Origin of the sequence: Dechloromonas sp. A34, from assembly GCF_026261605.1 — a bacterium.
In the GTDB taxonomy this organism is placed as follows: Bacteria; Pseudomonadota; Gammaproteobacteria; order Burkholderiales; family Rhodocyclaceae; genus Azonexus.
The window spans coordinates 907,744-929,844 of record NZ_CP102486.1 but is presented as its reverse complement, the minus strand read 5'-3'; the positions used below and the strand labels follow the sequence as shown (position 1 = coordinate 929,844).

At 64.3% G+C, this 22,101-nt stretch carries 24 protein-coding genes; 12 read left to right on the top strand and 12 right to left on the bottom strand.

The genetic code is table 11. The features are described from left to right. Positions 1-76: 76 nt before the first annotated feature. Genes NQE15_RS04660 through hypE form a run of 6 tightly spaced genes read left to right on the top strand, consistent with a single transcriptional unit; the run spans position 77 to position 3,861 of the window. Entirely contained in the window at positions 77-559 is a 483-nt protein-coding gene (locus tag NQE15_RS04660; protein WP_265946981.1) for a HyaD/HybD family hydrogenase maturation endopeptidase, read from the top strand. Then, positions 559-831: a HypC/HybG/HupF family hydrogenase formation chaperone gene (locus NQE15_RS04655; RefSeq protein WP_265946978.1), complete on the top strand. Its 273-nt coding sequence runs from the start codon at positions 559-561 to the stop codon at positions 829-831. Before NQE15_RS04660 ends, NQE15_RS04655 begins: the two co-directional genes overlap by 1 nt. After that, positions 828-1,484, top strand: a complete 657-nt coding sequence (hybE, locus tag NQE15_RS04650; RefSeq protein WP_265946976.1) for a [NiFe]-hydrogenase assembly chaperone HybE — start codon at positions 828-830, stop codon at positions 1,482-1,484. The genes NQE15_RS04655 and hybE overlap by 4 nt, the downstream gene beginning before the upstream one ends. Further along, the gene (locus NQE15_RS04645; protein WP_265946974.1) at positions 1,453-1,692 is read left to right on the top strand and encodes a HypC/HybG/HupF family hydrogenase formation chaperone; all 240 of its coding nucleotides are present in this window, start codon (positions 1,453-1,455) and stop codon (positions 1,690-1,692) included. The genes hybE and NQE15_RS04645 overlap by 32 nt, the downstream gene beginning before the upstream one ends. Continuing rightward, positions 1,692-2,816 carry a hydrogenase formation protein HypD gene (gene hypD, locus NQE15_RS04640; protein WP_265946972.1) on the top strand — a complete coding sequence of 375 codons (1,125 nt, stop codon included), beginning with the start codon at positions 1,692-1,694 and terminating at the stop codon, positions 2,814-2,816. The genes NQE15_RS04645 and hypD overlap by 1 nt, the downstream gene beginning before the upstream one ends. Beyond that, a complete protein-coding gene (gene hypE, locus NQE15_RS04635; protein WP_265946970.1) occupies positions 2,809-3,861 on the top strand; it encodes a hydrogenase expression/formation protein HypE in 1,053 nt (350 codons plus the stop codon). The genes hypD and hypE overlap by 8 nt, the downstream gene beginning before the upstream one ends. Here hypE and NQE15_RS04630 read toward each other — a convergent pair. Beyond that, the gene (locus NQE15_RS04630) at positions 3,858-4,064 is read right to left on the bottom strand and encodes a hypothetical protein (protein WP_265946968.1); all 207 of its coding nucleotides are present in this window, start codon (positions 4,062-4,064) and stop codon (positions 3,858-3,860) included. The two genes, hypE and NQE15_RS04630, sit on opposite strands and share 4 nt — an antisense overlap. A 173-nt stretch (positions 4,065-4,237) precedes the next feature. Between NQE15_RS04630 and NQE15_RS04625 the strand changes: the two genes are divergently transcribed. From NQE15_RS04625 to NQE15_RS04605, 5 genes are read left to right on the top strand one after another with little or no spacing between them, the layout of a single operon-like run. Beyond that, a complete protein-coding gene (locus NQE15_RS04625) occupies positions 4,238-5,914 on the top strand; it encodes a hydrogenase maturation protein (RefSeq protein ID WP_265946966.1) in 1,677 nt (558 codons plus the stop codon). Continuing rightward, positions 5,911-7,383 carry a sigma-54-dependent transcriptional regulator gene (locus tag NQE15_RS04620; RefSeq protein ID WP_265946964.1) on the top strand — a complete coding sequence of 491 codons (1,473 nt, stop codon included), beginning with the start codon at positions 5,911-5,913 and terminating at the stop codon, positions 7,381-7,383. The genes NQE15_RS04625 and NQE15_RS04620 overlap by 4 nt, the downstream gene beginning before the upstream one ends. Beyond that, complete coding sequence (locus tag NQE15_RS04615; protein WP_265946962.1) at positions 7,380-8,375, top strand: HupU protein; 996 nt, start codon at positions 7,380-7,382, stop codon at positions 8,373-8,375. The genes NQE15_RS04620 and NQE15_RS04615 overlap by 4 nt, the downstream gene beginning before the upstream one ends. Continuing rightward, positions 8,372-9,793: a nickel-dependent hydrogenase large subunit gene (locus NQE15_RS04610; RefSeq protein ID WP_265946960.1), complete on the top strand. Its 1,422-nt coding sequence runs from the start codon at positions 8,372-8,374 to the stop codon at positions 9,791-9,793. Before NQE15_RS04615 ends, NQE15_RS04610 begins: the two co-directional genes overlap by 4 nt. Positions 9,794-9,836: 43 nt before the next feature. Further along, positions 9,837-10,220: a hypothetical protein gene (locus NQE15_RS04605; RefSeq protein ID WP_265946959.1), complete on the top strand. Its 384-nt coding sequence runs from the start codon at positions 9,837-9,839 to the stop codon at positions 10,218-10,220. 96 nt (positions 10,221-10,316) lie between these two features. Here the strand turns inward: NQE15_RS04605 and cueR are convergent, their stop codons facing one another. Beyond that, positions 10,317-10,712, bottom strand: coding sequence for a Cu(I)-responsive transcriptional regulator (gene cueR / locus NQE15_RS04600; RefSeq protein ID WP_265946958.1), 396 nt, complete (start codon positions 10,710-10,712; stop codon positions 10,317-10,319). Between the two features lie 19 nt (positions 10,713-10,731). Further along, positions 10,732-13,140 (bottom strand): heavy metal translocating P-type ATPase, encoded by a 2,409-nt coding sequence (locus NQE15_RS04595; protein ID WP_265946956.1) that lies wholly within the window; start codon positions 13,138-13,140, stop codon positions 10,732-10,734. A 172-nt stretch (positions 13,141-13,312) separates the two neighbouring features. On the opposite strand from NQE15_RS04595, the gene NQE15_RS04590 reads away from it, so the two are divergent. Further along, the gene (locus tag NQE15_RS04590; RefSeq protein ID WP_265946954.1) at positions 13,313-13,519 is read left to right on the top strand and encodes a heavy-metal-associated domain-containing protein; all 207 of its coding nucleotides are present in this window, start codon (positions 13,313-13,315) and stop codon (positions 13,517-13,519) included. Positions 13,520-13,751: 232 nt separating this feature from the next. Here the strand turns inward: NQE15_RS04590 and NQE15_RS04585 are convergent, their stop codons facing one another. The 9 genes from NQE15_RS04585 to NQE15_RS04540 form a co-directional block, all read right to left on the bottom strand. Further along, entirely contained in the window at positions 13,752-14,582 is an 831-nt protein-coding gene (locus NQE15_RS04585; RefSeq protein ID WP_265946951.1) for a cytochrome c oxidase subunit 3, read from the bottom strand. A 14-nt stretch (positions 14,583-14,596) separates the two neighbouring features. Further along, positions 14,597-16,168 (bottom strand): cytochrome c oxidase subunit I, encoded by a 1,572-nt coding sequence (ctaD, locus tag NQE15_RS04580; RefSeq protein ID WP_265946949.1) that lies wholly within the window; start codon positions 16,166-16,168, stop codon positions 14,597-14,599. A gap of 18 nt (positions 16,169-16,186) precedes the next feature. After that, complete coding sequence (coxB, locus tag NQE15_RS04570; RefSeq protein ID WP_323054949.1) at positions 16,187-17,320, bottom strand: cytochrome c oxidase subunit II; 1,134 nt, start codon at positions 17,318-17,320, stop codon at positions 16,187-16,189. A gap of 18 nt (positions 17,321-17,338) precedes the next feature. After that, positions 17,339-17,830 (bottom strand): DUF2244 domain-containing protein, encoded by a 492-nt coding sequence (locus tag NQE15_RS04565; protein ID WP_265946947.1) that lies wholly within the window; start codon positions 17,828-17,830, stop codon positions 17,339-17,341. Positions 17,831-17,975: 145 nt separating this feature from the next. After that, positions 17,976-18,779, bottom strand: coding sequence for a DUF2189 domain-containing protein (locus tag NQE15_RS04560; protein WP_265946945.1), 804 nt, complete (start codon positions 18,777-18,779; stop codon positions 17,976-17,978). 99 nt (positions 18,780-18,878) lie between these two features. Continuing rightward, the gene (locus NQE15_RS04555; RefSeq protein WP_265946943.1) at positions 18,879-19,934 is read right to left on the bottom strand and encodes a COX15/CtaA family protein; all 1,056 of its coding nucleotides are present in this window, start codon (positions 19,932-19,934) and stop codon (positions 18,879-18,881) included. Positions 19,935-19,953: 19 nt separating this feature from the next. After that, on the bottom strand, positions 19,954-20,850 hold the full coding sequence (cyoE, locus tag NQE15_RS04550; RefSeq protein ID WP_265946941.1) for a heme o synthase: 897 nt from the start codon (positions 20,848-20,850) through the stop codon (positions 19,954-19,956). Positions 20,851-20,860: 10 nt separating this feature from the next. Further along, positions 20,861-21,415, bottom strand: a complete 555-nt coding sequence (locus NQE15_RS04545) for a hypothetical protein (RefSeq protein WP_265946939.1) — start codon at positions 21,413-21,415, stop codon at positions 20,861-20,863. Further along, positions 21,412-22,098: an SURF1 family protein gene (locus NQE15_RS04540; RefSeq protein ID WP_265946937.1), complete on the bottom strand. Its 687-nt coding sequence runs from the start codon at positions 22,096-22,098 to the stop codon at positions 21,412-21,414. Before NQE15_RS04540 ends, NQE15_RS04545 begins: the two co-directional genes overlap by 4 nt. Positions 22,099-22,101 lie beyond the last annotated feature (3 nt).

Genomic DNA, 22,101 nt, shown 5'->3' with positions numbered 1-22,101 from the left:
ATCGAAGATCGAGTAAACTTGGGGCGCCTTGGCGCCCCAAGTTTGTTTTTAACTAGCAGCTAACTCCTAACATCCAATGACTAAAACCGTAGTTCTCGGTATCGGCAACACCCTGCTTTCCGACGAGGGGGTTGGGGTGCATGTCATCGAGGCATTGGAGAAGGCCTTTCTCCTGCCGCCCGATGTCGAAGTGATCGATGGCGGCACCTGCGCCATGGAAATGCTCGAACAACTGGAAGATCTCGATCTGCTGGTCGTCGTCGATTGCGTGCGCAGCGGCTCGCCGCCGGCGACCCATGTCGTGATCAAGGGCGATGCCGTGCCGGTCTTTTTCAAGACCAAGCTGTCGCCGCATCAGATCGGGCTCTCCGACGTCCTGGCCAGCCTGGAATTTACCGGGAAGGCGCCGCGGGCGACCGTCATCGTCGGTATCGAGCCGGCTTCGATGTCACTCGGCATGGAACTAACCCCGGCGGTCGCCGTCCGCGTGCCTGAACTGGTCGACCTGACCGTCGCCGAGTTGCGTGAGCACGGGCTGGTCGTCGAGGCGCGCCCCTAATGTGCCTGTCCATTCCAATGCAGGTTGTGTCCTGGGAGGGCGAAGGTGATTTTGCCTGGGTCGAACGCGGCGAGCGCCGTGAGCGGATCAACATGATGCTGCTCGGCGCCCAGCCGGTCGGCACCTGGGTCCTGACTTCCCTGGGCCTGGCCCGGGAAGTGGTCGAGCCGGAACAACTGGCGCTGATCGAGGAGGCGCTGAGCGCGCTGGCCGCCTCGCTGGAAGGCGATTATGCAGCGGAAGCTTATTTCCAGGATTTGCCAGCAAGATGAGCGAGACCATCCGCAAGCCCGCCCTGGCCCCGCCCCCGGTGCGCGCTGCCATTGCCCGCGACAGCGACCCGACGGCCTTTCTCGAAGCCCACTTCCGCCAGATCTGGCAAACCCAGATGCATGACCTGCCCTTCGTCAATCCGGCGCTCGCCGTCGAGGCGCTCGGTTTCATCCGCCACGAGGGCGACTGGCTGGGCGTCGTCGTCACGCCGTGGTTCCTGAATCTTTTCTTGCTTTCCGGCGGCGGCCAGTTGTGGGGCGACATTCCGGCCGGCCAGCGGCGCTTTCTCGAACTGCCCTGCGGTACCTTGCAGTTCATTGCCGACAACGACCCAGCAATCGGCCCCTATCAATACTGCCCGCTGATCGCCCCGGTCACCGCCATCGCCGACATGGCGACGGCGCGCCAGGCGGCGCTCGATGCGCTGCGCTCGGTGTTTGCCCTGCCGGCACCGCCCCGGCGCCAGCCGCGGCTCCCGCCCGGAAGCGCCGGCCGAGAATCCCCGCCGCGGCTTCTTCCGACGCCTGGCTGGTCGCCGGCCAGGTGGTCACTAAGGTGCCGATTGCGGGGGATAGCTTCTTTGCAGCAGAATGCAAGGCTCTCAACAAGGAGGTGCGCTGATGTGTCTGGCGATACCCGCGCGCATCGTTGAATTGCGCTCCGACGACCTAGCCGTGGTCGATCTGGCCGGCGTCAAAAAGGAAATTTCGCTGGCCCTGGTCGACAACGTCGTGGTCGGCGACTACGTCATCGTCCATGTCGGCTACGCCCTGAACAAGCTCGACCCGGAAGAGGCGGCCAAGACCCTGGCGCTATTCGCCGAACTCGGCCAGCTCGACGCCCCTTCCGCCGTTCATTGATGAAATACATCGACGAATTCCGCGATGGCGAAGTCGCCAGGGGACTGGCCGAGGCCATCCGCCGCGAGGCGAATCCCGAGCGGCGCTACCATTTCATGGAATTCTGCGGCGGCCACACCCACGCCATCTCGCGCTACGGCGTCTCCGACCTGCTGCCCGACAACGTCAAAATGATCCACGGCCCGGGCTGCCCGGTTTGCGTGCTGCCCATCGGCCGCGTCGACCAGGCCATCCGGCTGGCGCTGGAAAATGGCGTCACGCTATGCACCTACGGCGACTGCCTGCGTGTACCGGCTTCCGACAGCCTGTCGTTGTTGAAGGCGAAAGCCCGTGGCGGCGACATCCGCATGGTGTATTCGAGCGCCGATGCCGTAGCACTGGCCCAGAAAAACCCCGACAAACAGGTCGTCTTCTTCGCCATCGGCTTCGAGACGACGACCCCGCCCACTGCCGTAGCGATCAAGCAGGCCGCCACGCTCGGCCTGAAGAATTTCTCGGTGCTCTGCTGCCACGTGCTGACCCCCTCGGCCATTTCGAGCATCCTCGAATCGCCGGAAGTGCGCCAGTGGGGTACCGTGCCGCTCGACGGTTTCATCGGCCCGGCCCACGTGTCGACCATCATCGGCAGCCGGCCCTACGAATTCTTCGCCGAGGAATATAGGAAGCCGGTGGTCATCGCCGGTTTCGAGCCGCTCGACGTCATGCAGGCGATCCGCATGCTGATCCGCCAGGTCAATGAAGGCCGTGCCGAGGTCGAGAACGAGTTTTCGCGCGCCGTCGACCGCGACGGCAACAAGAAGGCGCAGCAACTGGTCGCCGAGGTCTTCGAAATGCGCAAGAATTTCGAATGGCGCGGTTTGAACATACTGCCCTACTCGGCGCTGCGCATTCGCAGCCAGTTCGCCGAATTTGACGCCGAAAAACGCTTCCCGCTCGATTACCAGCCGGTGCCGGATCACAAGGCCTGCGAATGCGGCGCCATCCTGCGCGGCGTCAAGCGGCCGCAGGACTGCAAGCTGTTCGGCACGGTCTGTACGCCGGAAAACCCGATCGGCTCCTGCATGGTCAGTTCCGAAGGCGCCTGCGCCGCCCACTACACTTATGGACGCTACAAGGATGTCTGAAGTTCGCAAAGGCTATGTCCGGCCCCTCGATATCAAGCACGGCCAGGTCGACATGGCGCACGGCTCGGGCGGCCGGGCCATGGCGCAACTGATCGAGGAGTTGTTCGCCAGGCATCTCGGCAACGAATACCTGGCCCAGGGCGACGACGGCGCGCTCCTGCCGGCGCCCGGCGCCGGACGGCTGGTGATGGCCACCGACAGCCACGTGGTCTCGCCGCTGTTCTTTCCCGGCGGCGACATCGGCTGTCTCTCGGTGCACGGCACGATCAACGACGTGGCGGTGATGGGGGCGACCCCGCTCTGGCTTTCCGCCGGCTTCATCCTCGAAGAAGGCTTCAAACTCGCCGATCTGGCGCTGATCGTACAGAGCATGGCCAAAGCGGCGAAAGAAGCCGGGGTGCCGATCGTGACCGGCGACACCAAGGTCGTCGAGCGCGGCAAGGGTGACGGGGTGTTCATCACGACCACCGGCGTCGGCGTCGTGGCACCGGGCAAGGAGCTCTCCGGGCGCAACGCGCAGCCGGGCGATGCGATCCTGGTTTCGGGCACGCTCGGCGATCACGGCATGGCGATCATGGCGGTGCGCGAAAGCCTCGGCTTCGAATCGCCCATCGTCTCCGACACCGCGGCGCTGCACGGCCTGATTGCCGCCATGCGCGACAGCGGCGCGGAGATTCACGTGTTGCGCGACCCGACCCGCGGCGGGCTGGCCACGACGCTGAACGAGATCGCCCAGCAGTCGGGCGTCGGCATGATGCTGCAGGAAAAGGCGCTGCCGGTGAAACCGGCGGTCAACGCGGCCTGCGAATTTCTCGGCCTGGACCCGCTCTATGTTGCCAACGAAGGCAAACTGGTCGCCATCTGCGCCCAACAGGATGCCGAAAAGCTGCTCGCCGCAATGCGGGCGCACCCACTGGGCGGCGCTGCTGCCGTGATCGGCACGGTGCACGAAGATGCGCACCATTTTGTCCAGATGACCACCGGATTCGGCGGCAAGCGGATCGTGGACTGGCTGTCCGGCGAGCAGTTGCCGCGGATATGTTAAGGACGCAGGGCGATGACCAGGCTCTGCACTTCGCCCAGTTCGGCGATTACCACGGCGCGCGCGTCGGCGATGTCGTCGGCGTTGCGCACCCGGAAGATGTCGCGACGCCCATCCAGATAGCGAACCGCCGCCGTGTATTCGGGCCGCGGAGCCCGGGCCGGACGAGATGCCCGGGTCGTTGCTTGCTTGCGTTGAGTGTGCATGTTGCCAAACCTCCTGAAATGCTCTTTTTTGTTGCAGCGCATCGTAGGCAAAGGCAAGCGATTGAAAAATATGGCGAAAGTTATAGAGTTGCCCAATATGACAAAGACCTCACCCCAAACCCGCTCTGTCCATAGGGTTATTCCACTGGAATGATTTGTAAAGATTTGTACAAATGCGAATATTGTTCTTTACACACAGTTTCAATAGCCTCACCCAGCGCCTTTTCTGCGAACTGAGCGGGCGTGGGCATCAACTCAGCATCGAATTCGACATTGCCGACTCGGTCGCGGTGGAGGCGGTAGAGCGTTTTCGTCCGGATCTGATCATCGCCCCCTTCCTCAAACGGGCGATTCCTGGCGCGATCTGGTCGCGGCACTGCTGCCTGATCGTTCATCCCGGCATCGTCGGCGACCGCGGCCCTTCGGCGCTGGACTGGGCCATCCAGAACAGCGTTGCGAACTGGGGGGTCACGGTTCTGCAAGCGGAAGCCGAGATGGATGCGGGCCCGGTCTGGGCCGCAGCCAACTTTTCATTGCGGGCGGCCAAGAAATCCTCGATCTATCGCAACGAAGTCACCGAAGCTGCGGTCAAGGCGGTGCTGACCGCCGTCGAGCGCTTCGCCAGCCAGAATTTCGTGCCGGAACGCATGCCGGGCCAGGCGCATGCACCGATCAAGCAAAGCGACCGTGCCATCGACTGGCAGCACGAAACAACGGCATCGGTACTGGCCAAACTGAACGCGGCCGATGGCCTGCCCGGCATCGCCGGTGAGTTGTTCGGCCAGCCTTGCCATTTGTTCGACGCCTGGCCGGAAGCCAGGCTCAAAGGCGCGCCGGGCAGCCTGCTCGGCCGGCGCGAAACGGCCATCCTGCGGGCCACCGCCGACGGCGCCGTGTGGCTTGGCCATGTCCGGCGCACCGGTGGCCTGAAGCTGCCGGCGACGCTGGCCTTTCCCGAAGCGGACGAACTCCCCGAACTGCCGCTCGCCGATTGCTGGAAAGCGCCGGCGCCGACCTGGCAGGACATCGCCTACGAAGAAGCCGGCGGCGTCGGCTTCCTGTCCTTCGAGTTCTACAACGGCGCAATGAGCACGGCGCAATGCCGGCGACTGGGCGAGGCCTTCCGGTGGGCGACGGCGCGGCCGACCACGGTCATCGTGCTGCGCGGCGGCGGCGATTTCTGGTCGAACGGCATCCACCTGAACACCATCGAGGCCGCCGACAGCCCGGCCGACGAGTCCTGGGCCAACATCAACGCCATCGACGATCTGGCCGAGGCCATCCTGCGCTGCGAAACGCAATTGACGGTGGCCGCCGTCGGCGGCAATGCCGGGGCCGGCGGCTGCTTCCTGGCGCGCGCCGCCGATTTCGTCTGGGTCCGCGACGGGGCGATGCTCAATCCGCACTATAAGAACATGGGCAACCTCTACGGCTCGGAATTCTGGACCTACCTGCTGCCGCCCCGCGTCGGCCCGGATGGCGCGCAGGCCATCATGCGCCACCGGCTGCCGATGACGGCGCCGGAGGCGGTCCGTCTCGGCTTCTACGACGCCTGCCTGCCGGGACCGGGCTTCGCGGTCGATGTCGCACGCCGTGCCGCCGAACTGGCCGCTGCCCCGGATATCGAGGCACAACTGGCCGCCAAGCGGGCCAAACGCGCCGCCGACGAGGCGACCAAGCCGCTGGCCGATTACCGGGCCGAGGAGTTGCAGGAAATGCGCCGCAATTTCTACGGTTTCGATCCCTCGTATCACGTCGCGCGCTATCATTTCGTCTCCCACTCGCCGCATTCGTGGACGCCGCGTCATCTCGCCCGCCACCGTGATCTCGACTGGAAAGTACCGACATGACCCCCAGCCTGCGCCGCCTGCCCGCCGTACTCGTCGTCGATGACGAGGTGCGTTCGCAGGAAGCCCTGCGCCGCACGCTGGAGGAGGATTTCGAGGTGTTCTGCGCCTCCAGTGCGCGGGAAGGAATGGACATCCTCGAACGCGAGCAGCCAAGCGCCGCTATCCGCATCGTGCTCTGCGACCAGCGCATGCCCGGCACCACCGGCGTCGAGTTCCTGAAGGATGTCCGCCTGCGCTGGCCGGACATGGTGCGCATCATCCTGTCCGGCTATACCGACGCCGAGGACATCATCACCGGCGTCAACGAGGCCGGCATCTGGCAATACCTGCTCAAGCCCTGGCAACCGGAACAGCTCCTGCTGACCCTGCAACGCGCCGCCGAAGTCTGGCGCTTGCAACAGGAGAACCAGCGCCTGTCGCTCGACCTGCGCACGGCCGAGCCGGTGCTCAAAAAACGCGTCGAGACCAAACAGGAAAAGGCCTGGACCAGTTTCGGCCTGGGCGCCCTGATCCGCGCCCCGGGCAGCCCGCTCGAAGTGGTCTGCGCGCTGGTCCACCGCGTCGCCCCCTACGACCTGTCGGTCATGGTGACCGGCGAATCGGGCACCGGCAAGGAAATGTTCGCGCGTGCCATTCACTATGAAAGCCGGCGCGCCGACAAGCCTTTCATCACCGAAAACTGCGGCGCCCTGCCCGACAGCCTTCTCGAATCCGAACTTTTCGGCTACAAGCGCGGCGCCTTCACTGGCGCCGTCGAGGACCGGGTCGGCCTCTTCCAGCAGGCCGACGGCGGCACGCTGTTCCTCGACGAAATCGGCGAGACCAGCCCGGCTTTCCAGGTCAAGCTGTTGCGCGCCTTGCAGGAAGGCGAGTTCCGCCCGCTGGGCAGCAGCCGGTCGGTCAATGTCGATGTCCGGGTGATCGCCGCCACCAACCGCGACCTCGAGGAAGACGTCCGCACCGGGCGCTTCCGCGAGGATCTCTATTACCGGCTGGCGACCATCTCTTTGCATGTCCCGCCCTTGCGCGAACGGCCGATGGACCTGCCGCTGCTCGCCCGGCGCCTGCTCGAGAGCAGCGCCCGCTCGCTCGACAAGGCGATCGACGGTTTCAGCGACGAGGCGCTGGCTGGACTGGCCGCCTACCAGTGGCCCGGGAATGTCCGCGAATTGCAGAACGAGATCCTGCGCATGGTGGCGCTGGCCGACACGGCCAAGCTCGACGCCGATCTGTTGTCGCCGCGCCTGCTCGGCGCCAAGGCGGTGGCCGTGGCGAGCGCGCACGAAAGCGTCGTCGATGGGCTGTCAGGTGGCCTGCGCGAACGCATGGAACAGCTTGAACAGAGGGTGCTGCAACAGGCCATGCTGCGCCACCGCGGCAACAAGTCGCGGGCTGCCCGCGAACTCGGCCTGTCGCGCGTCGGCCTGCGCGCCAAGCTGGTCCGCTACGGCCTGGAAACCGCGGAATGAAAGTTCTCTGGCTGCAAAGTGCCGGCTGCGGCGGCTGCACCCAGTCCATGCTGTGCGCCGCGCCGCGCCCCCTGTTCGACGAATTGCGCGATGCCGGCATCGAGTTCCTCTGGCACCCGGCCCTCGCGCTCGAAAGCGGCGAAGAAGCGCTGGCCATTCTCGAAGAGTGCGCCGCTGGTCGCCTGGCCTTCGACGTGCTCTGCGTCGAGGGCGCCATGCTGCGCGGCCCGAACGGCAGCGGCAAGTTCCACCTGATGGCCGGCGATGGCCGGCCGCTCACCGAATGGGTCGAACGCCTCGCCCGCCAGGCCCGCTGGGTGTTCGCCATCGGTTCCTGCACGGCCTACGGCGGCCTCTCGGCCAGCACGCCGGGCAACCCGCTGGAAGCCTGCGGCCTGCAATACGACACCGACACGCCGGGCGGCCTGCTCGGCGCCGCCTTCCAGTCCAGCGGCGGGCTGCCGGTGGTCAATATCGCCGGTTGCCCGACGCATCCCGGCTGGGTCGTCGACACCCTGGAAAAGCTGGCGCTGGAAGGCCTGAACGCCAGCGATCTCGACGAATTCGGCCGTCCCCTGCTCTACGCCGACCAGCTGGTGCACCACGGCTGCGCCCGCAACGAGTTCTACGAATTCAAGGCCAGCGCGCAGAAGCATTCCGACCTCGGCTGCCTCATGGAAAACCTCGGCTGCAAGGGCACGCAGGCCCACGCCGACTGCAACCTGCGGCCCTGGAACGGCAGCGGCTCCTGCCTGCGCGGCGGCTTCGCCTGCATCGCCTGTACCGAACCGGGTTTCGAATCGCCCGGCCATGCTTTCCAGCAGACCCCCAAGGTCGCCGGCATCCCGATCGGCCTGCCGACCGACATGCCCAAGGCCTGGTTCGTCGCGCTCGCCGCGCTCTCCAAGTCGGCGACCCCGAAACGGGTGCGCGACAACTCGGTGGTCGACCACCCGGTCGTCCGGCCGACGGTCAAGAAGGGCGTCAAGTGAAGCGCATCCAGCTCGGCCCCTTCAATCGCGTCGAAGGCGACCTCGAGGTCAATCTCGAGGTCGAGGGAGGCCACGTCGTCTCCGCCCAGGTCAATTCGCCGCTCTTTCGCGGCTTCGAGCAAGTGCTGATCGGCCGCCTGCCGGAAGATGCGCTGACCATCGTGCCGCGCATTTGCGGCATCTGCTCGGTCGCCCAGTCGGCCGCCGCAGCCACCGCGCTCGCCGACCTGGCCGGCATCACGCCGCCGCCCAACGGCCTCCTCGCCCAGCGCCTGATCCAGGCGACCGAGAACCTGGCCGACCACCTGACCCATTTCTACCTCTTCTTCATGCCGGATTTCGCCCGCTCGGTCTATGCCGGGCGTGACTGGTACGCCCCGGTGGCGGCGCGTTTCATGGCCGTCAAGGGCAAGGCAGCCGGCGACGTGCTCCAGGCCCGGGCCCGCTTCTTCAACCTGATCGGCTTCCTGGCCGGGCGCTGGCCGCACACCCTGGCCCTGCAACCCGGCGGCAGCACCAAGGCGATGACGCCGGCCGAGCGCATCCGCGTCCTCGCCCTGCTCCGCGAATTCCGCGCCTTTCTCGAGAACGTCCTGCTCGGCGATACGCTGGAAGCCTTTAGCGCGCTGGATTCCGAACAAGCCCTGCTGGCCTGGGCGGCCGGGCGCAACGCCGATTTCCCGCTCTTCCTGCACGCCGCCGGCGATCTCGCGCTGGAACGCACCGGCCGCGCCGCCGACCGCTTCCTGTCCTATGGTGCCTACGGCCTGTTCGCCAGTGGCCTCTGGCAACCCGATGCGCCGCCGGCGAAGCTCGACGCCACGAAGATCACCGAAGACACCCGCCACGCCTGGCTGGCCGACAGCGAGCCGCTGCCCCCCGCCCGCGGCGAAACCGTCGTCAATGCCGAGAAGGCGGGCGCCTACACCTGGTGCAAGTCGCCGCGCTACGCCGGGCAGGTCGTCGAAACCGGCGCCCTGGCCCGCCAGGTGGTGGCCGGCAACCGGCTGGCCCGCGACCTGGTCGAGCGCCACGGCGCCAGCGTCACCGCCCGTGTCGTCGCCCGCATGATCGAACTGGCCGGCGTCCTGCCGGCCATGGAGCAATGGGTGCGCGACCTCGTGCCCGGCGATCCCTTCTGCCTGCCGGCCCCGCTGCCCGAATCCGGCGAAGGCATCGGCCTCGTCGAAGCCGCCCGTGGCAGCCTCGGCCACTGGCTCAGCGTCAAACGCGGCCACATCGAGCGCTACCAGATCATCGCCCCGACCACCTGGAACTTCTCGCCGCGCGACCGCGAAAACCAGCCCGGCCCGCTCGAACAAGCCCTGGTCGGACTGCCGGCCGGCGACGGTACCCTGCCGACCGTGCAGCACGTGGTGCGCTCGTTCGATCCGTGCATGGTGTGTACCGTTCACTAGCTCGGCAAGCCTTGTAACCAACTAATTAAGCCGGAGACCCAACATGCCCACTTTCACGAAAGTGACCCTCTACACCGACACCGATGGCTATGCAAAATTCCGGGAGGAACAAGTTCCGCTGACCGAGGGATCGCCCCAGGCGATGCTGTCGTCGGTATTGCCAGTAAGCGGCTGCCAATTTCGCCAAAGTCCGGTGGGCTTTCGTAGCCAGTTCCACTGCACCACCGATGAACAGTGGCTATTCGTACTCAGTGGCGAAATGAAGATCGGCCTGCAAGACGGCAGCAGTCGCAACTTCAAGGCCGGCGATCACTTTTACTCGGCCGACCTGTTGCCCGTAGGCACGACCTTTGACCCCAAGGTTCATGGTCATTGGAGTTGCCAGGTCGGCGAGCATCCGCTGGTGACCTTGTTCGTCAAGGTCTGAAGCAAATTCGGGGCGTTTTTTGACACCAAGAACCATTGGGTGGATTTTGTCTCCCAAAAATCAGGCCTGCTCCTGGAGGACCCGGTCACAGCCATCTCAGGTCTCCTTTCCTGCAAGGCTCTCCAGAATTGGGCAATCCGGCCGCTCGTCGCCATGGCAGCAACTGACGAGGTGCGCCAAGGCATGCTTCATCGATTGCAGTTCCTCCAGCTTCCTGTCCAGGAAGTCCAGATGCTGCTTGGCTAGTGTCTTAACCTCACGACTTGGGCGTGTCCGGTCTTGCCAGAGGCTAACCAGGCCTCGAATCTCCTCAATCGAGAACCCGAGGTCACGCGAACGTCGGATGAACTGCAAGGTTCGTAGGTCTTTCTCGCCATACTGACGATAGCCAGCATCCGTACGGCTCGCCGGGGGCAACAACCCGACACTTTCGTAATGCCGAATCATCTTGGCCGACACACCTGATGCCTTGGCTGCTTCGCCGATATTCATCTCGCTCTCCTGTCGATGCTCATTCGCTCGCAGCACCCCGCCAACGGCGAAGGAGCAGTGCATTGGTAACCACACTAACACTACTAAAAGCCATCGCAGCACCGGCCACCACCGGATTAAGCATGCCCAGGGCTGCCAAAGGGATGCCCAGTACGTTGTAGGCAAATGCCCAGAATAGACCCTGCTTGATTTTGCTGTAGGTCCGACGCGAAACATCAAAGGAGTCGGCGACGAGACGTGGGTCGCCACGCATCAGGGTGATACCTGCGGCCTCCATGGCGACGTCGGTACCCGTCGACATGCTCAGTCCAACGTCGGCGGCCACCAAGCTGGGTGCATCATTGAGTCCATCCCCCACCATGGCGACCACGTGTCCCTGGCCGCGAAGCTCCTGGACGATGGCTGCCTTGTCACCAGGCAGCAACTCAGCGCGGACCTCATCAATGCCCAGCTCCTTTGCCACCGCATTGGCACTTCCCTGGTTGTCCCCCGTCAGCATGACGGTTTTGATGCCCAGTTCGCGCAGTCGGTTTATCGCCTGATATGAGGATGGCTTGATGGTGTCGCCGAAGGCAAGAAGCCCGACTAATTCAGATGAGGTATCGCGCTGACGTAGCAGCCACGAAATGGTTTTCCCCTCACTTTCAAGGGCAGCGGCACGGATGCCAAGTTGTCCCGGATTAACAAGGTTTTCCTGCATCAGCCGGGTGCTCCCCAGGAGCATCAACTGCCCATCCACCCGAGCTTGAATGCCTCGCCCGGGCAATGCTTTGGCATCACTGACCTCCGATACGGCAATTTTGCGTTCACGGACCTTCTCCAGAACGGCATGGGCCAACGGGTGCTCGCTGGTTTTCTGAAGCGCGCCTGCAATCCGCAGCACCTCTTCGGTCGAGACGCCCTGAACGGGCTCAATGCTGACCAGGGATGGTTTCCCTTCGGTGAGGGTGCCGGTTTTGTCGAAGGCCACCACAGTCACCGAGTGCGCGATTTCAAGTGCCTCGGCATCCTTGATGAGGATGCCCTGGCGAGCGGCAACTCCTGTTCCGGCCATGATGGCCGTTGGCGTAGCCAAGCCCAAGGCGCACGGACACGCGATGACGAGGACTGCGACCGCGTTGATTAACGCCGTTTCCCAGTTCCCCGAGTACGCCATCCAGCCCCCAAAGGTGAGCAGTGCAACAACCAATACCACGGGGACGAATACAGCGCTTACCTGGTCCACCACGCGTTGGATAGGGGCCTTGGCTGCCTGGGCAGATTCAACCATGCGAATGATGCGAGCGAGCGTTGTTTCGGCGCCTATAGCGCCCGTTCGAACGTGCAACAGGCCTTCACCGTTGACCGACCCACCGGTCACCTTGTCGCCAACACTCTTGGAAACGGGCAGGCTTTCACCGGTGATAAGCGCCTCGTCCACATCGCTTTGCCCACTAACGATATTGCCATCCACCGAGATACGTTCGCCAGGACGGACCACGACCAGGTCGCCAATCGCAATCTGCTCAACCGGCGTTGAAACTTCATGGCCGTCGACCAGTACACGTGCAATGGTTGGGCGGAGCGCATTCAGGGCCCTGATGGCATCGGCGGTCTGTCGTTTCGCCCGAGTCTCTAGCCACTTGCCCAGCAGGACAAGTGTAATGACGGCTGCCGAGGCTTCAAAGTAGAGGTGGTGAGCATGACCTCCGCCGCTCTGAATAAGCAGATAGACCGAGAGCCCATATGCCGCGCTGGTGCCCAAGGAAACCAGCAAATCCATATTGCCAGCGCGTGCCTTGACCGCCTTCCACCCGGCCCGATAGAAACGCCAGCCCAACAAGAATTGAACCGGTGTCGCCAACGCCAACTGCACCCAGCCATTGAGCATCCAATCAACGCCAATGAGTTGGAGCAGCATCGGAGCCACCAAAGGGAGCGTCAGTAATGCGCTTGCGGCAACGGGCCACCACTCGGGGATAAGACTTGGGGCAGCTTTAGGTTGTTGCCCTGCCACCGGCTTGGTGTTGTAACCCGCTTTCCCGATGGCTGCCGCCAAGGTGGCGAACGTAACGCTGGATAGCACCTCGACCGTTGCTTTTTCCGTTGCCAGATTCACTGAGGCGTTCAGTACACCTGGTACCTTGAACAAGGCTTTTTCGACCCGGCCGACACAGGAGGCGCAGCTCATACCGTCAATCTGTAGCTCAACGGATTGAGTCATGACTTCGTATCCGGCTTTGCGAACGGCTTCCGCCAGTTCAACAGCTGGGACTTCGGGCATCGTTTTCAAAGATGCCTCCTCTGTCGCCAGATTTACGCTGACTTCAGTCACACCACTAAGTTGCTTGAGCGCCTTTTCGACGCGGGATACACAGGATGCGCAGCTCATCCCACCGATACCAAGTTTTAACTCAAGCGCAGAACTGGAAACAGACGAGGGGGCCATTTGAATCTCCTTTAGGGTTGCCGGTAAACCCATGCTGAACCTTCCAAGCGTGGGAAGGTCAAGGAGTTTTGTGCGACTTATTTGACGGTGTTTATTTGCTTGACCTTGCCATTGTAGGAAGGCCCAGAGTTGTGATTGCCGACATACGGCACCACTCACCAGGAGCAACACCATGATTACTTTTCACGTAAATGACATGACCTGCGGCCACTGCGCTGGTCTCATCAACAAAGCATTGAAAGCCATTGACGACGAATCCAAGGTCACGGTCGACCTTGAGCGCCGCTTAGTTTCGGTCGTTTCGACGCAATCCACTATCGAAGACATCCGAGATGCAATCGCGGAAGCGGGATATACGCCAACACCCGTCGAGGCGTAGTTCCTAACCAGTTCGACTGGCACGACAGCAGGGCCTATATTCATAGCTCTCGTCACTTCAACCGATTTTCAGCCAACGGAGTCTTCATGCCCTACATCTCATTCGAAGCGCTGTCCTAGGCAGCTTTGCCCCGCTCCACTGCTCTGTTTGTCCAGAAACCGGAATACAGAAACCTCCCTAATAGTCGTGAGTACCGTGCATTAGCCTCATGCGATGCTCACGCGACCGCTGCCTACAGCCAATAAACAAACACGAACAGCATCAGCCACACCACATCCACGAAGTGCCAGTACCAGGCCACGGCTTCGAAACCGAAGTGGTGGTGGCTGCTGAAATGGCCGGCGAAGACGCGGCCGGTGATGACGGCCAGCATGATGGCGCCGAGGGTGACGTGCAGGCCGTGGAAGCCGGTGAGCATGAAGAAGGTGGCGCCGTAGATGCCGGTGCGGATGGTGAAGGCGGCTTCGCCGTATTCATAGATCTGCAGGGACATGAACACGAGGCCGAGGGCGATGGTCAGCAGCAGTCCGGCTTTCAGCTGCCCACGGCGCTCCAGCTTCATGCCCCAGTGCGCCCAGGTGATGGTGGCGCCGGAGGAAAGCAGGATCAGGGTGTTGATGGCCGGGATGCCCCAGGCCGCCATCGGCGTGAAGGGATCGGTCAGGGCCGGGCCGGCAGTCGGCCAGGTGCCGGCGTAGCCGGGCCAGAGGAGTTGCGCTTCGGCCAGCCCGGGCACGGCGATGTTGCGAGCGTAGAACAGCGCGCCGAAAAAGCCGGCAAAGAACATCACCTCGGAAAAGATGAACCACACCATGCCCCAGCGAAACGAGCCATCAACCTGGCCTTCGAGCAGGCCGGCCTGGTTCTCGCGGATGACGCTGCCGAACCAGCCGATCAGCATGAAGATCAGCAGCCCCGCCCCCAAGGCCATGACCCAGGGGCCGGCGGCCACTTTGGCGAGGAGCAGAATGAAGCCGCTGGCCAGCCCGAGCAGGGCGAAGGAACCGACGATCGGCCAGTGGGACGGAGGCGGTACGTAGTAGCCGGAGGCATGTTCGGTCATGGTCTTCTCCTCGCCTAGTCGACGCGCGGCGGCGTGTTGAAGGAGTGGTAGGGCGGTGGCGAAGGCAGCGTCCATTCCAGGGTATCGGCGCCATCCCAGGGCTTGTCGCCGGCCGTCCGGCCGCCGCGGATGCACTTGATCACCGTGTACATGAAGAGCAGTTGGGCGACCCCAAGGACGAAGGCGCCGAGGCTGGCGATCAGGTTGAAGTCGGCGAACTGCAGGGCGTAGTCGGGGATGCGCCGGGGCATGCCGGCCAGGCCGAGGAAGTGCATCGGGAAGAAGGTGACGTTAAAGGCAATGGCGGTCAGCCAGAAGTGCCACTTGCCCAGGGTTTCGTCGTACATATGGCCGGTCCACTTGGGCAGCCAGTAGTAGATGCCGCCCATGATGCTCATCGCCGCGCCGGAAAACAGCACGTAGTGGAAATGGGCGACGACGTAGTAGGTGTCCTGCAGCTGGATATCCACCGGCACCAGGGCCAGGACCACACCGGAAAAACCGCCGATGGTGAACAGGCAGACGACGGCGATGGCGAACAGCATCGGTGTCTCGAAAGTCAGCGAGCCGCGCCACAGCGTTGCCACCCAGTTGAAGACCTTGACCCCGGTCGGGATGGCGATGAGCATCGTCGAATACATGAAGAACAGCTGGCCGGTGACCGGCATGCCGGTGGTGAACATGTGGTGCGCCCAGACGATGAACGACAGCAAGGCGATCGAGCCGACCGCCCAGACCATCGAGGTGTAGCCGAACAGCTTCTTGCGGGCGAAGGTCGGGATGATCGTCGAGATGATGCCGAAGGCCGGCAGGATCATGATGTACACCTCGGGGTGGCCGAAGAACCAGAAGATGTGCTGGAACATCACCGGGTCGCCGCCGCCGCCTGCGTCGAAGAAATGGGTGCCGAAGTGGCGGTCGGTGAGCAGCATGGTGATCACGGAAGCCAGCACCGGCATCACGGCGACCAGCAGGTAGGCGGTGATCAGCCAGGTCCAGACGAAGAGCGGCATTTTCATCAGCGTCATGCCTGGCGCCCGCAGGTTGAGGATGGTGACGATGATGTTGATCGCCCCCATGATCGACGATAGCCCGAGGATGTGGATGGCGAGGATGGTCATGTCGTAGGAAATGCCCCCTTGCATGAAGAGCGGCGGGTACATCGTCCACCCCGCCGCCATCGCCCCGCCGGGCACGAAGAACGAGCTCAGCATGAGCGTCGCGGCCACCGGCAGCAGCCAGAAGCTCCAGTTATTGAGGCGCGGAAAGGCCATGTCCGGAGCGCCGATCATCAGCGGCACCTGCCAGTTGGCGAAGCCGACGAAGGCCGGCATGATCGCCCCGAAGATCATGATCAGGCCGTGCATGGCGGTCAGCTGGTTGAAGACCGCGGGATTGACCACCTGCAGACCGGGCTGGAACAGTTCGGCACGGATCAGCATGGCCAGCGAGCCGGCGAACATGAACATCGCCAGCGAAAACCACAGGTAGAGCGTGCCGATGTCCTTGTGGTTGGTGGTCGTGACCCAGCGCATCAGGCCGCTCGGGTGGGCCTCGTGGTGGGGCGCATGCAGGACGTCTTCCATGGCGCTTTCTCCTTTGTTCTACTTGCCCGAACGCAAGGCGCTGACTTCGCTTGGCTGCACAGCGTCGCCGATCTTGTTGCTCCAGCTGTTGCGCTCATACGTAACGACGGCGGCGATTTCCAGATCCGACAATTGCTTGCCGAAAGCCTGCATGGCCGTTCCCGACTTGCCGTTGAAGACCAGCGCCAGATGGGCGGCCGGCGGACCAGTGACGAGCGGCGAGCCGGCCAGGGCCGGAAAAGTCCCCGGGATGCCGGCGCCGTTTGCCTGGTGGCAGGCGGCACAGTTGGCGGCATAGACCTTTTCGCCCTGGGCGACCAGATCGGCCAGCGCGAATTCCTTCTGGGCGCTACTTTGCGCTGCGGCCAGCTGGGTTTTCTGGTCGGCGATCCAGGCCGCGTATTGGGCCGGCGGGACGGCTTCGACGACGATCGGCATGAAGGCATGCCCGACCCCGCACAACTCGGCGCACTGACCACGGTAGGTGCCGGGCTTGTCGACCTTGAACCAGGCGTCGCGGATGAAGCCGGGCACGGCATCCTGCTTGACGCCGAGAGCCGGTACCCACCACGAATGGATGACATCCTCGGCGGTAAACACCAGGCGCACCTTCTGGCCGGTCGGCACGACCAGCGGGCGGTCCACCTCGAGCAGGTAGTGCTCGCCTTTCGCTGCCTGGTTGTCGATCTGAGCCTGCGGGGTGGCGCTGTTACTGATGAATTTCAGGTCCTGGCCGAGGTATTCGTATTCCCATTTCCATTGCCGGCCGGTGACCTTGATCGAAATGTCCGATGCCCCGGTGTCCTTCATGGCGAGCACGACCTTGGTGGTCGGAATCGCCATCGCGACCAGGATCACAGCCGGCGCTGCCGTCCAGGCGATTTCCAGCAGCGGGTGTTCATGGAACGGGTGGGCCGCGTAACCACGCGATTTCCGGTGCTGCCAGATGGCGTAGAACATCGGCACGAACACCACCAGGAAGATGCCAAAGCAGATCCACAGCACCAGGGTATGCAGGTCGTAGATCTGTTGCGCGATACCGGTGGCTGGAGGGGCGAGGTTGATGCCGTATTCCGCAACCACCGGCGTCGCCGTCGCCGCGGCCAGCAGCGCTAAACCCCTGTAGCTCGCCCAACGCGATGGATATCCCATGTCCTCCCTCCCTTCGCTTCAAAGTCTGAGCCGGGCCAGGCGCCGGCCGAGTTCCCGGCTGACGGCCAGGCGCTCGCCATCGGACATCAGGCGCCCAAAGCGGACTTCCTTGCCTTGGGAACGCAGGCAGAGACTGTTGCTACCGACAGCCGAGGTCTGCAGGTCGACCTGGACCCAGTAGCCGTTGAATTCGAGATGCTGGTCGCCGTCCAGCGTATGGGTGTCGAGAATCAGGCGATCGTTGGCCAGGGTCAGGCGTTCGAAATCGCTGGTATGGCGCTCGACATAGACGAAAGCGATGAGCACCGCCAGGATGTGCAGGCCCATGAAAATGGTCACCGGCCAGGCACCGATCACCATGAAAGCCAGGCCGGTTACCGAACAGGCCGGCACCAGGATGGCCATCGAGATCAGCAAGCCGGGCTTGCCGACCACGGAATTCGGCCGTGCGGTAACGGAGAACGGGGATACAGGGTCGGCTACGCCGACAAACTCCACCATGGCGTTCATCCCGGCAAGTTCTGCAGGTCAAAACACCCCGCCCGCCCCTCATCCTCCCATTTAATTCGATGTCATCAGACGAGGCACTGGTATTGCAATTTCATACTGCTTTGAATGGAATTCCCGGCCCAAGTTCCCGGACCTGGCAGATGGCTTATGAACTCCGATCAACACGCGGCGACGCAGGGACCGTCAGTTCGCGGTAAGCGTGCCAGGTGGCATGCCCGAGCAGCGGCATGATGACGATCAGGCCAAGAAACCGGGTCGCCATCCCGATCGCCACCAAGACTGCGATACAGGCGGCCCACAACAGCATCGGACCCGGATTGCGGGCACAGGCGCCGAGGCTGGCGATGCCGGAGGTCACGGCATCGGTTCCCCGATCGAGCATCAGCGGCACGGCAACAACGCAGATGGCGAAGACGAACAGCGCGAAGAAGCCGCCGACCATGAAATAGACCAGGGCAAATTCCGGCTGCTCGAAAGCGACAATGGCATGCACGATTTCCGCAAAAGACGGCAAGCCGGCAGAATCGAAGAACATCGCGAAGATCACCATCGAAGCCCGAGCCCAGACCAGGAAGACGACGGCCAGCACGGCGGCGAGGACGCCGACGTTGGCCAGGTTGGCGCGCCAGGCGGTCAGGGTCGGCGCCAGACGGGGCGCTTCGCCGCGCTCGATGCGCCGGCTGAGGTCGTAAAGCCCCATGGCGAGGACCGGTGCGACCAGCAGGAAGCCGGTGACCATGCCGGCGAACAAGGCATAGGCATGAGCGAAGACGACCTGCATCAACCAGCCGCCGACGGCGAAACAGGTGCCGTAGAAGAGGCTGGCGCCCCCGGCCTGGCGCAGGTCACCCCATCCCGCGCGCAGCCAGCGGGCGGGAGCATCGAAACCGACGTGGCGGATCTCGGGAAAGGCATCGACGGTCGCCGGACCATGTGTGTTCTCGCTCATGGCAAACCTCCTGCATTGGCATGGGTTGAGTTGTTGACCACGCAGGGCCGCCGAAGTTTTGCGGCGGCCCGACGAATGCCCTGGGAGCCGGACCTGCCCCTAGGGCGAAGGCTTGCAGTATTCGTGAAGACCGCGATGCTGCGGCCCGCTGGCCGGCGCCAGGCGCTGGCCAGCGGGCCGCAGCCGGATATTGATGCTCAGCAGCACGGTCAGCAGGACGGCGGCGCCGAGGTTATGGGCGACCGCAAGACCCAGCGGCAGCGCGAGCAGCACGTTGGCCATCCCGAGCGCGATTTGCGCCAGCAGCAGGCAGAGCAAGACGCCGCCCCAGTTCCGCCAGCGCCGCTCGCCAGTCCGGCGCAAGACCACGGCTAGGGCGCCGGCAAGCACGGCAACGGCGAGGGCGCCCAGGCGGTGCGTCCAGTGAATGGCGGTCAGGGCTTCGAAAGGTAACAACTCACCGGCGGCGGTCTGCCCGAGTTCGCGGTGCAGGCTGAAGGCCTGGCCGAATTCCATGACCGGCCGCCATTGCCCCTGGCACAGCGGAAAGTCCGGGCAGGCCAGGGCCGCGTAATTGCTGCTGACCCAGCCGCCGAGCGCGATCTGGACGAGGACGGCAAGCAGGGCGCCAGCGGCCAGCCAGCGCGCACCCGGGCCGGGCGCAAGGCTGGGCGGGGTCTGGCTGTTGCTCAAGGCGAGGCCGACGAGCAGCGAAAGGGTCGCCATGCCGCCCAGCAGATGCAAGGTGACGATCAGCGGCTTGAGCAGCAGGGTGACCGTCCACATGCCGAGCGCCGCCTGAATGCCAACGATGACCAGCAGCAGCGTCGGCAGCGCCGGCGATTGCCGGCGGCGGAGTTCCGAGCGCCAGGAAAGCAGGCACAGCGCGAGAATCAGCAGCCCGAGGGTGCCCGCGAAGTAGCGATGAACCATTTCCTTCCAGGCCTTGGCGCTGTCGACGGGCTTTCCGGGGTAGGCCTGCTGTGCCGCCAGCTGTTCGTGTGCAGCATCGGGCACGCCCAGCCAATGGCCATAGCAGCCCGGCCAATCGGGGCAGCCGAGGCCGGCGTCGGAGAGCCGGACGTAGGCGCCGAGCGCGATCACGGCGAAAGCGAGCAGCGTGGCGACGAGCAGCAGGCGGCGGTAGAGGCGCATGGCGGTGGGCTGGAAAAATCTAGAAGACGACCAGGCGATCGGCGAACAGCGCGGCGAAAAGCAGGGTCAGGTAGAGGATGGAGTAGCGGAAGCAGCGCTTGGCCAGGGCGTCGCTGTAATTGCGGCACAACGCGATGGCATAGCCGAGGAAGACGAGATCGAGCAGGCTGATGGCGATCAGGTAGAAGGTTCCGCTCATGCCGAGCGACACCGGGATCAGGCTGGCGGCGGCGAGCATCAGCGTGTACCAGAGGATGTGCTGGCAGGTGAACGCGATGCCGTGCGTCACCGGCAGCATCGGCAGGCCGGAGCGGGCGTAGTCGTCGCGCCGGTAGCAGGCCAGCGACCAGAAATGGGGTGGCGTCCACAGGAAGATGATCAGGAACAGGACCAGCGGTTCGGCCGAAACCTGGCCGGTCATCGCCGTCCACCCGAGGAGCGGCGGCATCGCCCCCGAGGCGCCGCCGATGACGATGTTCATCGGCGTCGCCGGCTTCAGGAGCAGCGTGTAGATCACCGTGTAGCCGACGAAGGTGGCCAGGGTCAGCCACATGGTCAGGTCGTTGATGTAGGCGTGCAGCAGCCAGAGGCCGGCGGCGCCGAGCAGCGTGGCCAGGGTCACGGTTTCCAGCGGCGAGATGTCGCCGCGCGCCGTGGCCCGCCAGCTGGTGCGCGCCATCTTGGCGTCGATGGTGCGCTCGACCAGGCAGTTCAGTGCGGCGGCGGCGAAGGAGACCAGCGCAATGCCGAGGGAGGCGACCAGGAAGCGGAGCAGCGGCGGAAAGCCCGGCGTCGCGAGGAACATGCCGATCATCGCCGTAAACACGATCAGGCTGTTGACCCGCGGTTTGCAGAGGTGGGAAAAGGCGGCCAGGCGTTGGCCGAAGCTCAGGGTGGGGGCGGCGACGGTATGCATGGCGATTCTCCTAGCCGGTCCAGGCGAATTTGAGCAGACGTTCGAGATCGGCGCGCACGCCCTGGGCGGTGGCGTCGGGTGGGTAAGTCATGATCAGTTGTCCTTGCGGGTCGGCCAGCAGCAGGGGATCGGCGCTTCCGCTCGGCGGCGCGACGATGACCAGCAGATCAGGCTGGGCCTGGCGCAAGGCGGCTAGTTGCGGGTCGTCCGGCTGGTCGGTGATGACGACGCGGCGCAGGCGGCCCATGTTCTTGTAGAGCGCGACCTGGATGCGGCGCATCTCGTCGAGGCGGCCGGCGCATTCGGCCGTGCAGGCGCCGCGAACCTCGAGCAGGAGCAGCCATTTGCCGCGCAGTTCGGCGGAGGCGTCGAGCACCGCCGCCGGCAGCGCCCGGGGCGGCTGCAGCAGGTGCCCATGATGCACGGTGCGGCTCGGCTGCCAGCCGCCGACATAGAGGGCGCCGCCGATAATGAAGGGCAGCATGAGCAGGCCGACGATCAGCAACAGCGTGCCGCGACCGCGGCCGGGAGCGTGGCCGGTGGTGGGGATGACGGTGTCGCTCATGGCCGGCGCACCAGGAAATAGCCCCAGATGCCGAGGCTGGTCGCGGCAAAGCCGAACCATTGCAGGGCGTAGCTGCGGTGGCGGTCGGCCCGTTCATCGAGGCGCCGCCACTGGCGGACGTAGCCGCCCGGCGAAGCGGCGTCGAGCTGGACGATGACCGGCTGCAGCGGGTAGGCAACCGACTGCCGGAAGCGCTCGAGATCGAGGTTCTGCCAGACCGGCGCCCAGCCACTGGTCGGCTGCGCGGCGAGATTAAAGAAGCGCTTGGCGGGCAGCACCGCGATGCCGCTCAATTCGACTTCGCCGGCCGGCACCTCGGCAACGGGCACCACCTGGTGATCGGCCGGGGCGGGCAGCCAGCCGCGATTGACCAGCACGTGCAGGTTCGAGCCGGCGATGCGCAGCGGCGTGATGACGTGATAGCCGGCCCGCTCCTGATGCACCTGATTGTCGAGCAGGACCTGGCGGCCGGCATCGAAAGTGCCGCGCAGGATGACCCGGCGGTAGCGCAGCACCTCGCCGTCGACCGGTGTCGTCGGCATGGCAATGGCGGCATCCTGGCTCCGCGTGTCGAGTTCGCTTTGCAGCTGGGTCTTGGCTTCAGCCTTGCGCCATTGCCACAGACCGAGGGAAATGAAGGCGGGCAGCAGCAGCGCCAGCAGCAGGCCGCCGAGGATCGCCACTTG

Coding starts and splice junctions, on each gene's coding strand:
- ctaD (WP_265946949.1), bottom strand. CDS start 16,168: ATGGAAGACGTCCTGCATGCGCCCCACCACGAGGCCCACCCGAGCGGC.
- NQE15_RS04660 (WP_265946981.1), top strand. CDS start 77: ATGACTAAAACCGTAGTTCTCGGTATCGGCAACACCCTGCTTTCCGAC.
- NQE15_RS04645 (WP_265946974.1), top strand. CDS start 1,453: ATGTGTCTGGCGATACCCGCGCGCATCGTTGAATTGCGCTCCGACGAC.
- NQE15_RS04595 (WP_265946956.1), bottom strand. CDS start 13,140: ATGGCCCCCTCGTCTGTTTCCAGTTCTGCGCTTGAGTTAAAACTTGGT.
- hybE (WP_265946976.1), top strand. CDS start 828: ATGAGCGAGACCATCCGCAAGCCCGCCCTGGCCCCGCCCCCGGTGCGC.
- NQE15_RS04585 (WP_265946951.1), bottom strand. CDS start 14,582: ATGACCGAACATGCCTCCGGCTACTACGTACCGCCTCCGTCCCACTGG.
- NQE15_RS04605 (WP_265946959.1), top strand. CDS start 9,837: ATGCCCACTTTCACGAAAGTGACCCTCTACACCGACACCGATGGCTAT.
- cueR (WP_265946958.1), bottom strand. CDS start 10,712: ATGAATATCGGCGAAGCAGCCAAGGCATCAGGTGTGTCGGCCAAGATG.
- hypD (WP_265946972.1), top strand. CDS start 1,692: ATGAAATACATCGACGAATTCCGCGATGGCGAAGTCGCCAGGGGACTG.
- NQE15_RS04620 (WP_265946964.1), top strand. CDS start 5,911: ATGACCCCCAGCCTGCGCCGCCTGCCCGCCGTACTCGTCGTCGATGAC.
- NQE15_RS04590 (WP_265946954.1), top strand. CDS start 13,313: ATGATTACTTTTCACGTAAATGACATGACCTGCGGCCACTGCGCTGGT.
- NQE15_RS04555 (WP_265946943.1), bottom strand. CDS start 19,934: ATGCGCCTCTACCGCCGCCTGCTGCTCGTCGCCACGCTGCTCGCTTTC.
- NQE15_RS04560 (WP_265946945.1), bottom strand. CDS start 18,779: ATGAGCGAGAACACACATGGTCCGGCGACCGTCGATGCCTTTCCCGAG.
- NQE15_RS04615 (WP_265946962.1), top strand. CDS start 7,380: ATGAAAGTTCTCTGGCTGCAAAGTGCCGGCTGCGGCGGCTGCACCCAG.
- NQE15_RS04655 (WP_265946978.1), top strand. CDS start 559: ATGTGCCTGTCCATTCCAATGCAGGTTGTGTCCTGGGAGGGCGAAGGT.
- NQE15_RS04630 (WP_265946968.1), bottom strand. CDS start 4,064: ATGCACACTCAACGCAAGCAAGCAACGACCCGGGCATCTCGTCCGGCC.
- cyoE (WP_265946941.1), bottom strand. CDS start 20,850: ATGCATACCGTCGCCGCCCCCACCCTGAGCTTCGGCCAACGCCTGGCC.
- NQE15_RS04625 (WP_265946966.1), top strand. CDS start 4,238: ATGCGAATATTGTTCTTTACACACAGTTTCAATAGCCTCACCCAGCGC.
- hypE (WP_265946970.1), top strand. CDS start 2,809: ATGTCTGAAGTTCGCAAAGGCTATGTCCGGCCCCTCGATATCAAGCAC.
- coxB (WP_323054949.1), bottom strand. CDS start 17,320: ATGGGATATCCATCGCGTTGGGCGAGCTACAGGGGTTTAGCGCTGCTG.
- NQE15_RS04545 (WP_265946939.1), bottom strand. CDS start 21,415: ATGAGCGACACCGTCATCCCCACCACCGGCCACGCTCCCGGCCGCGGT.
- NQE15_RS04565 (WP_265946947.1), bottom strand. CDS start 17,830: ATGAACGCCATGGTGGAGTTTGTCGGCGTAGCCGACCCTGTATCCCCG.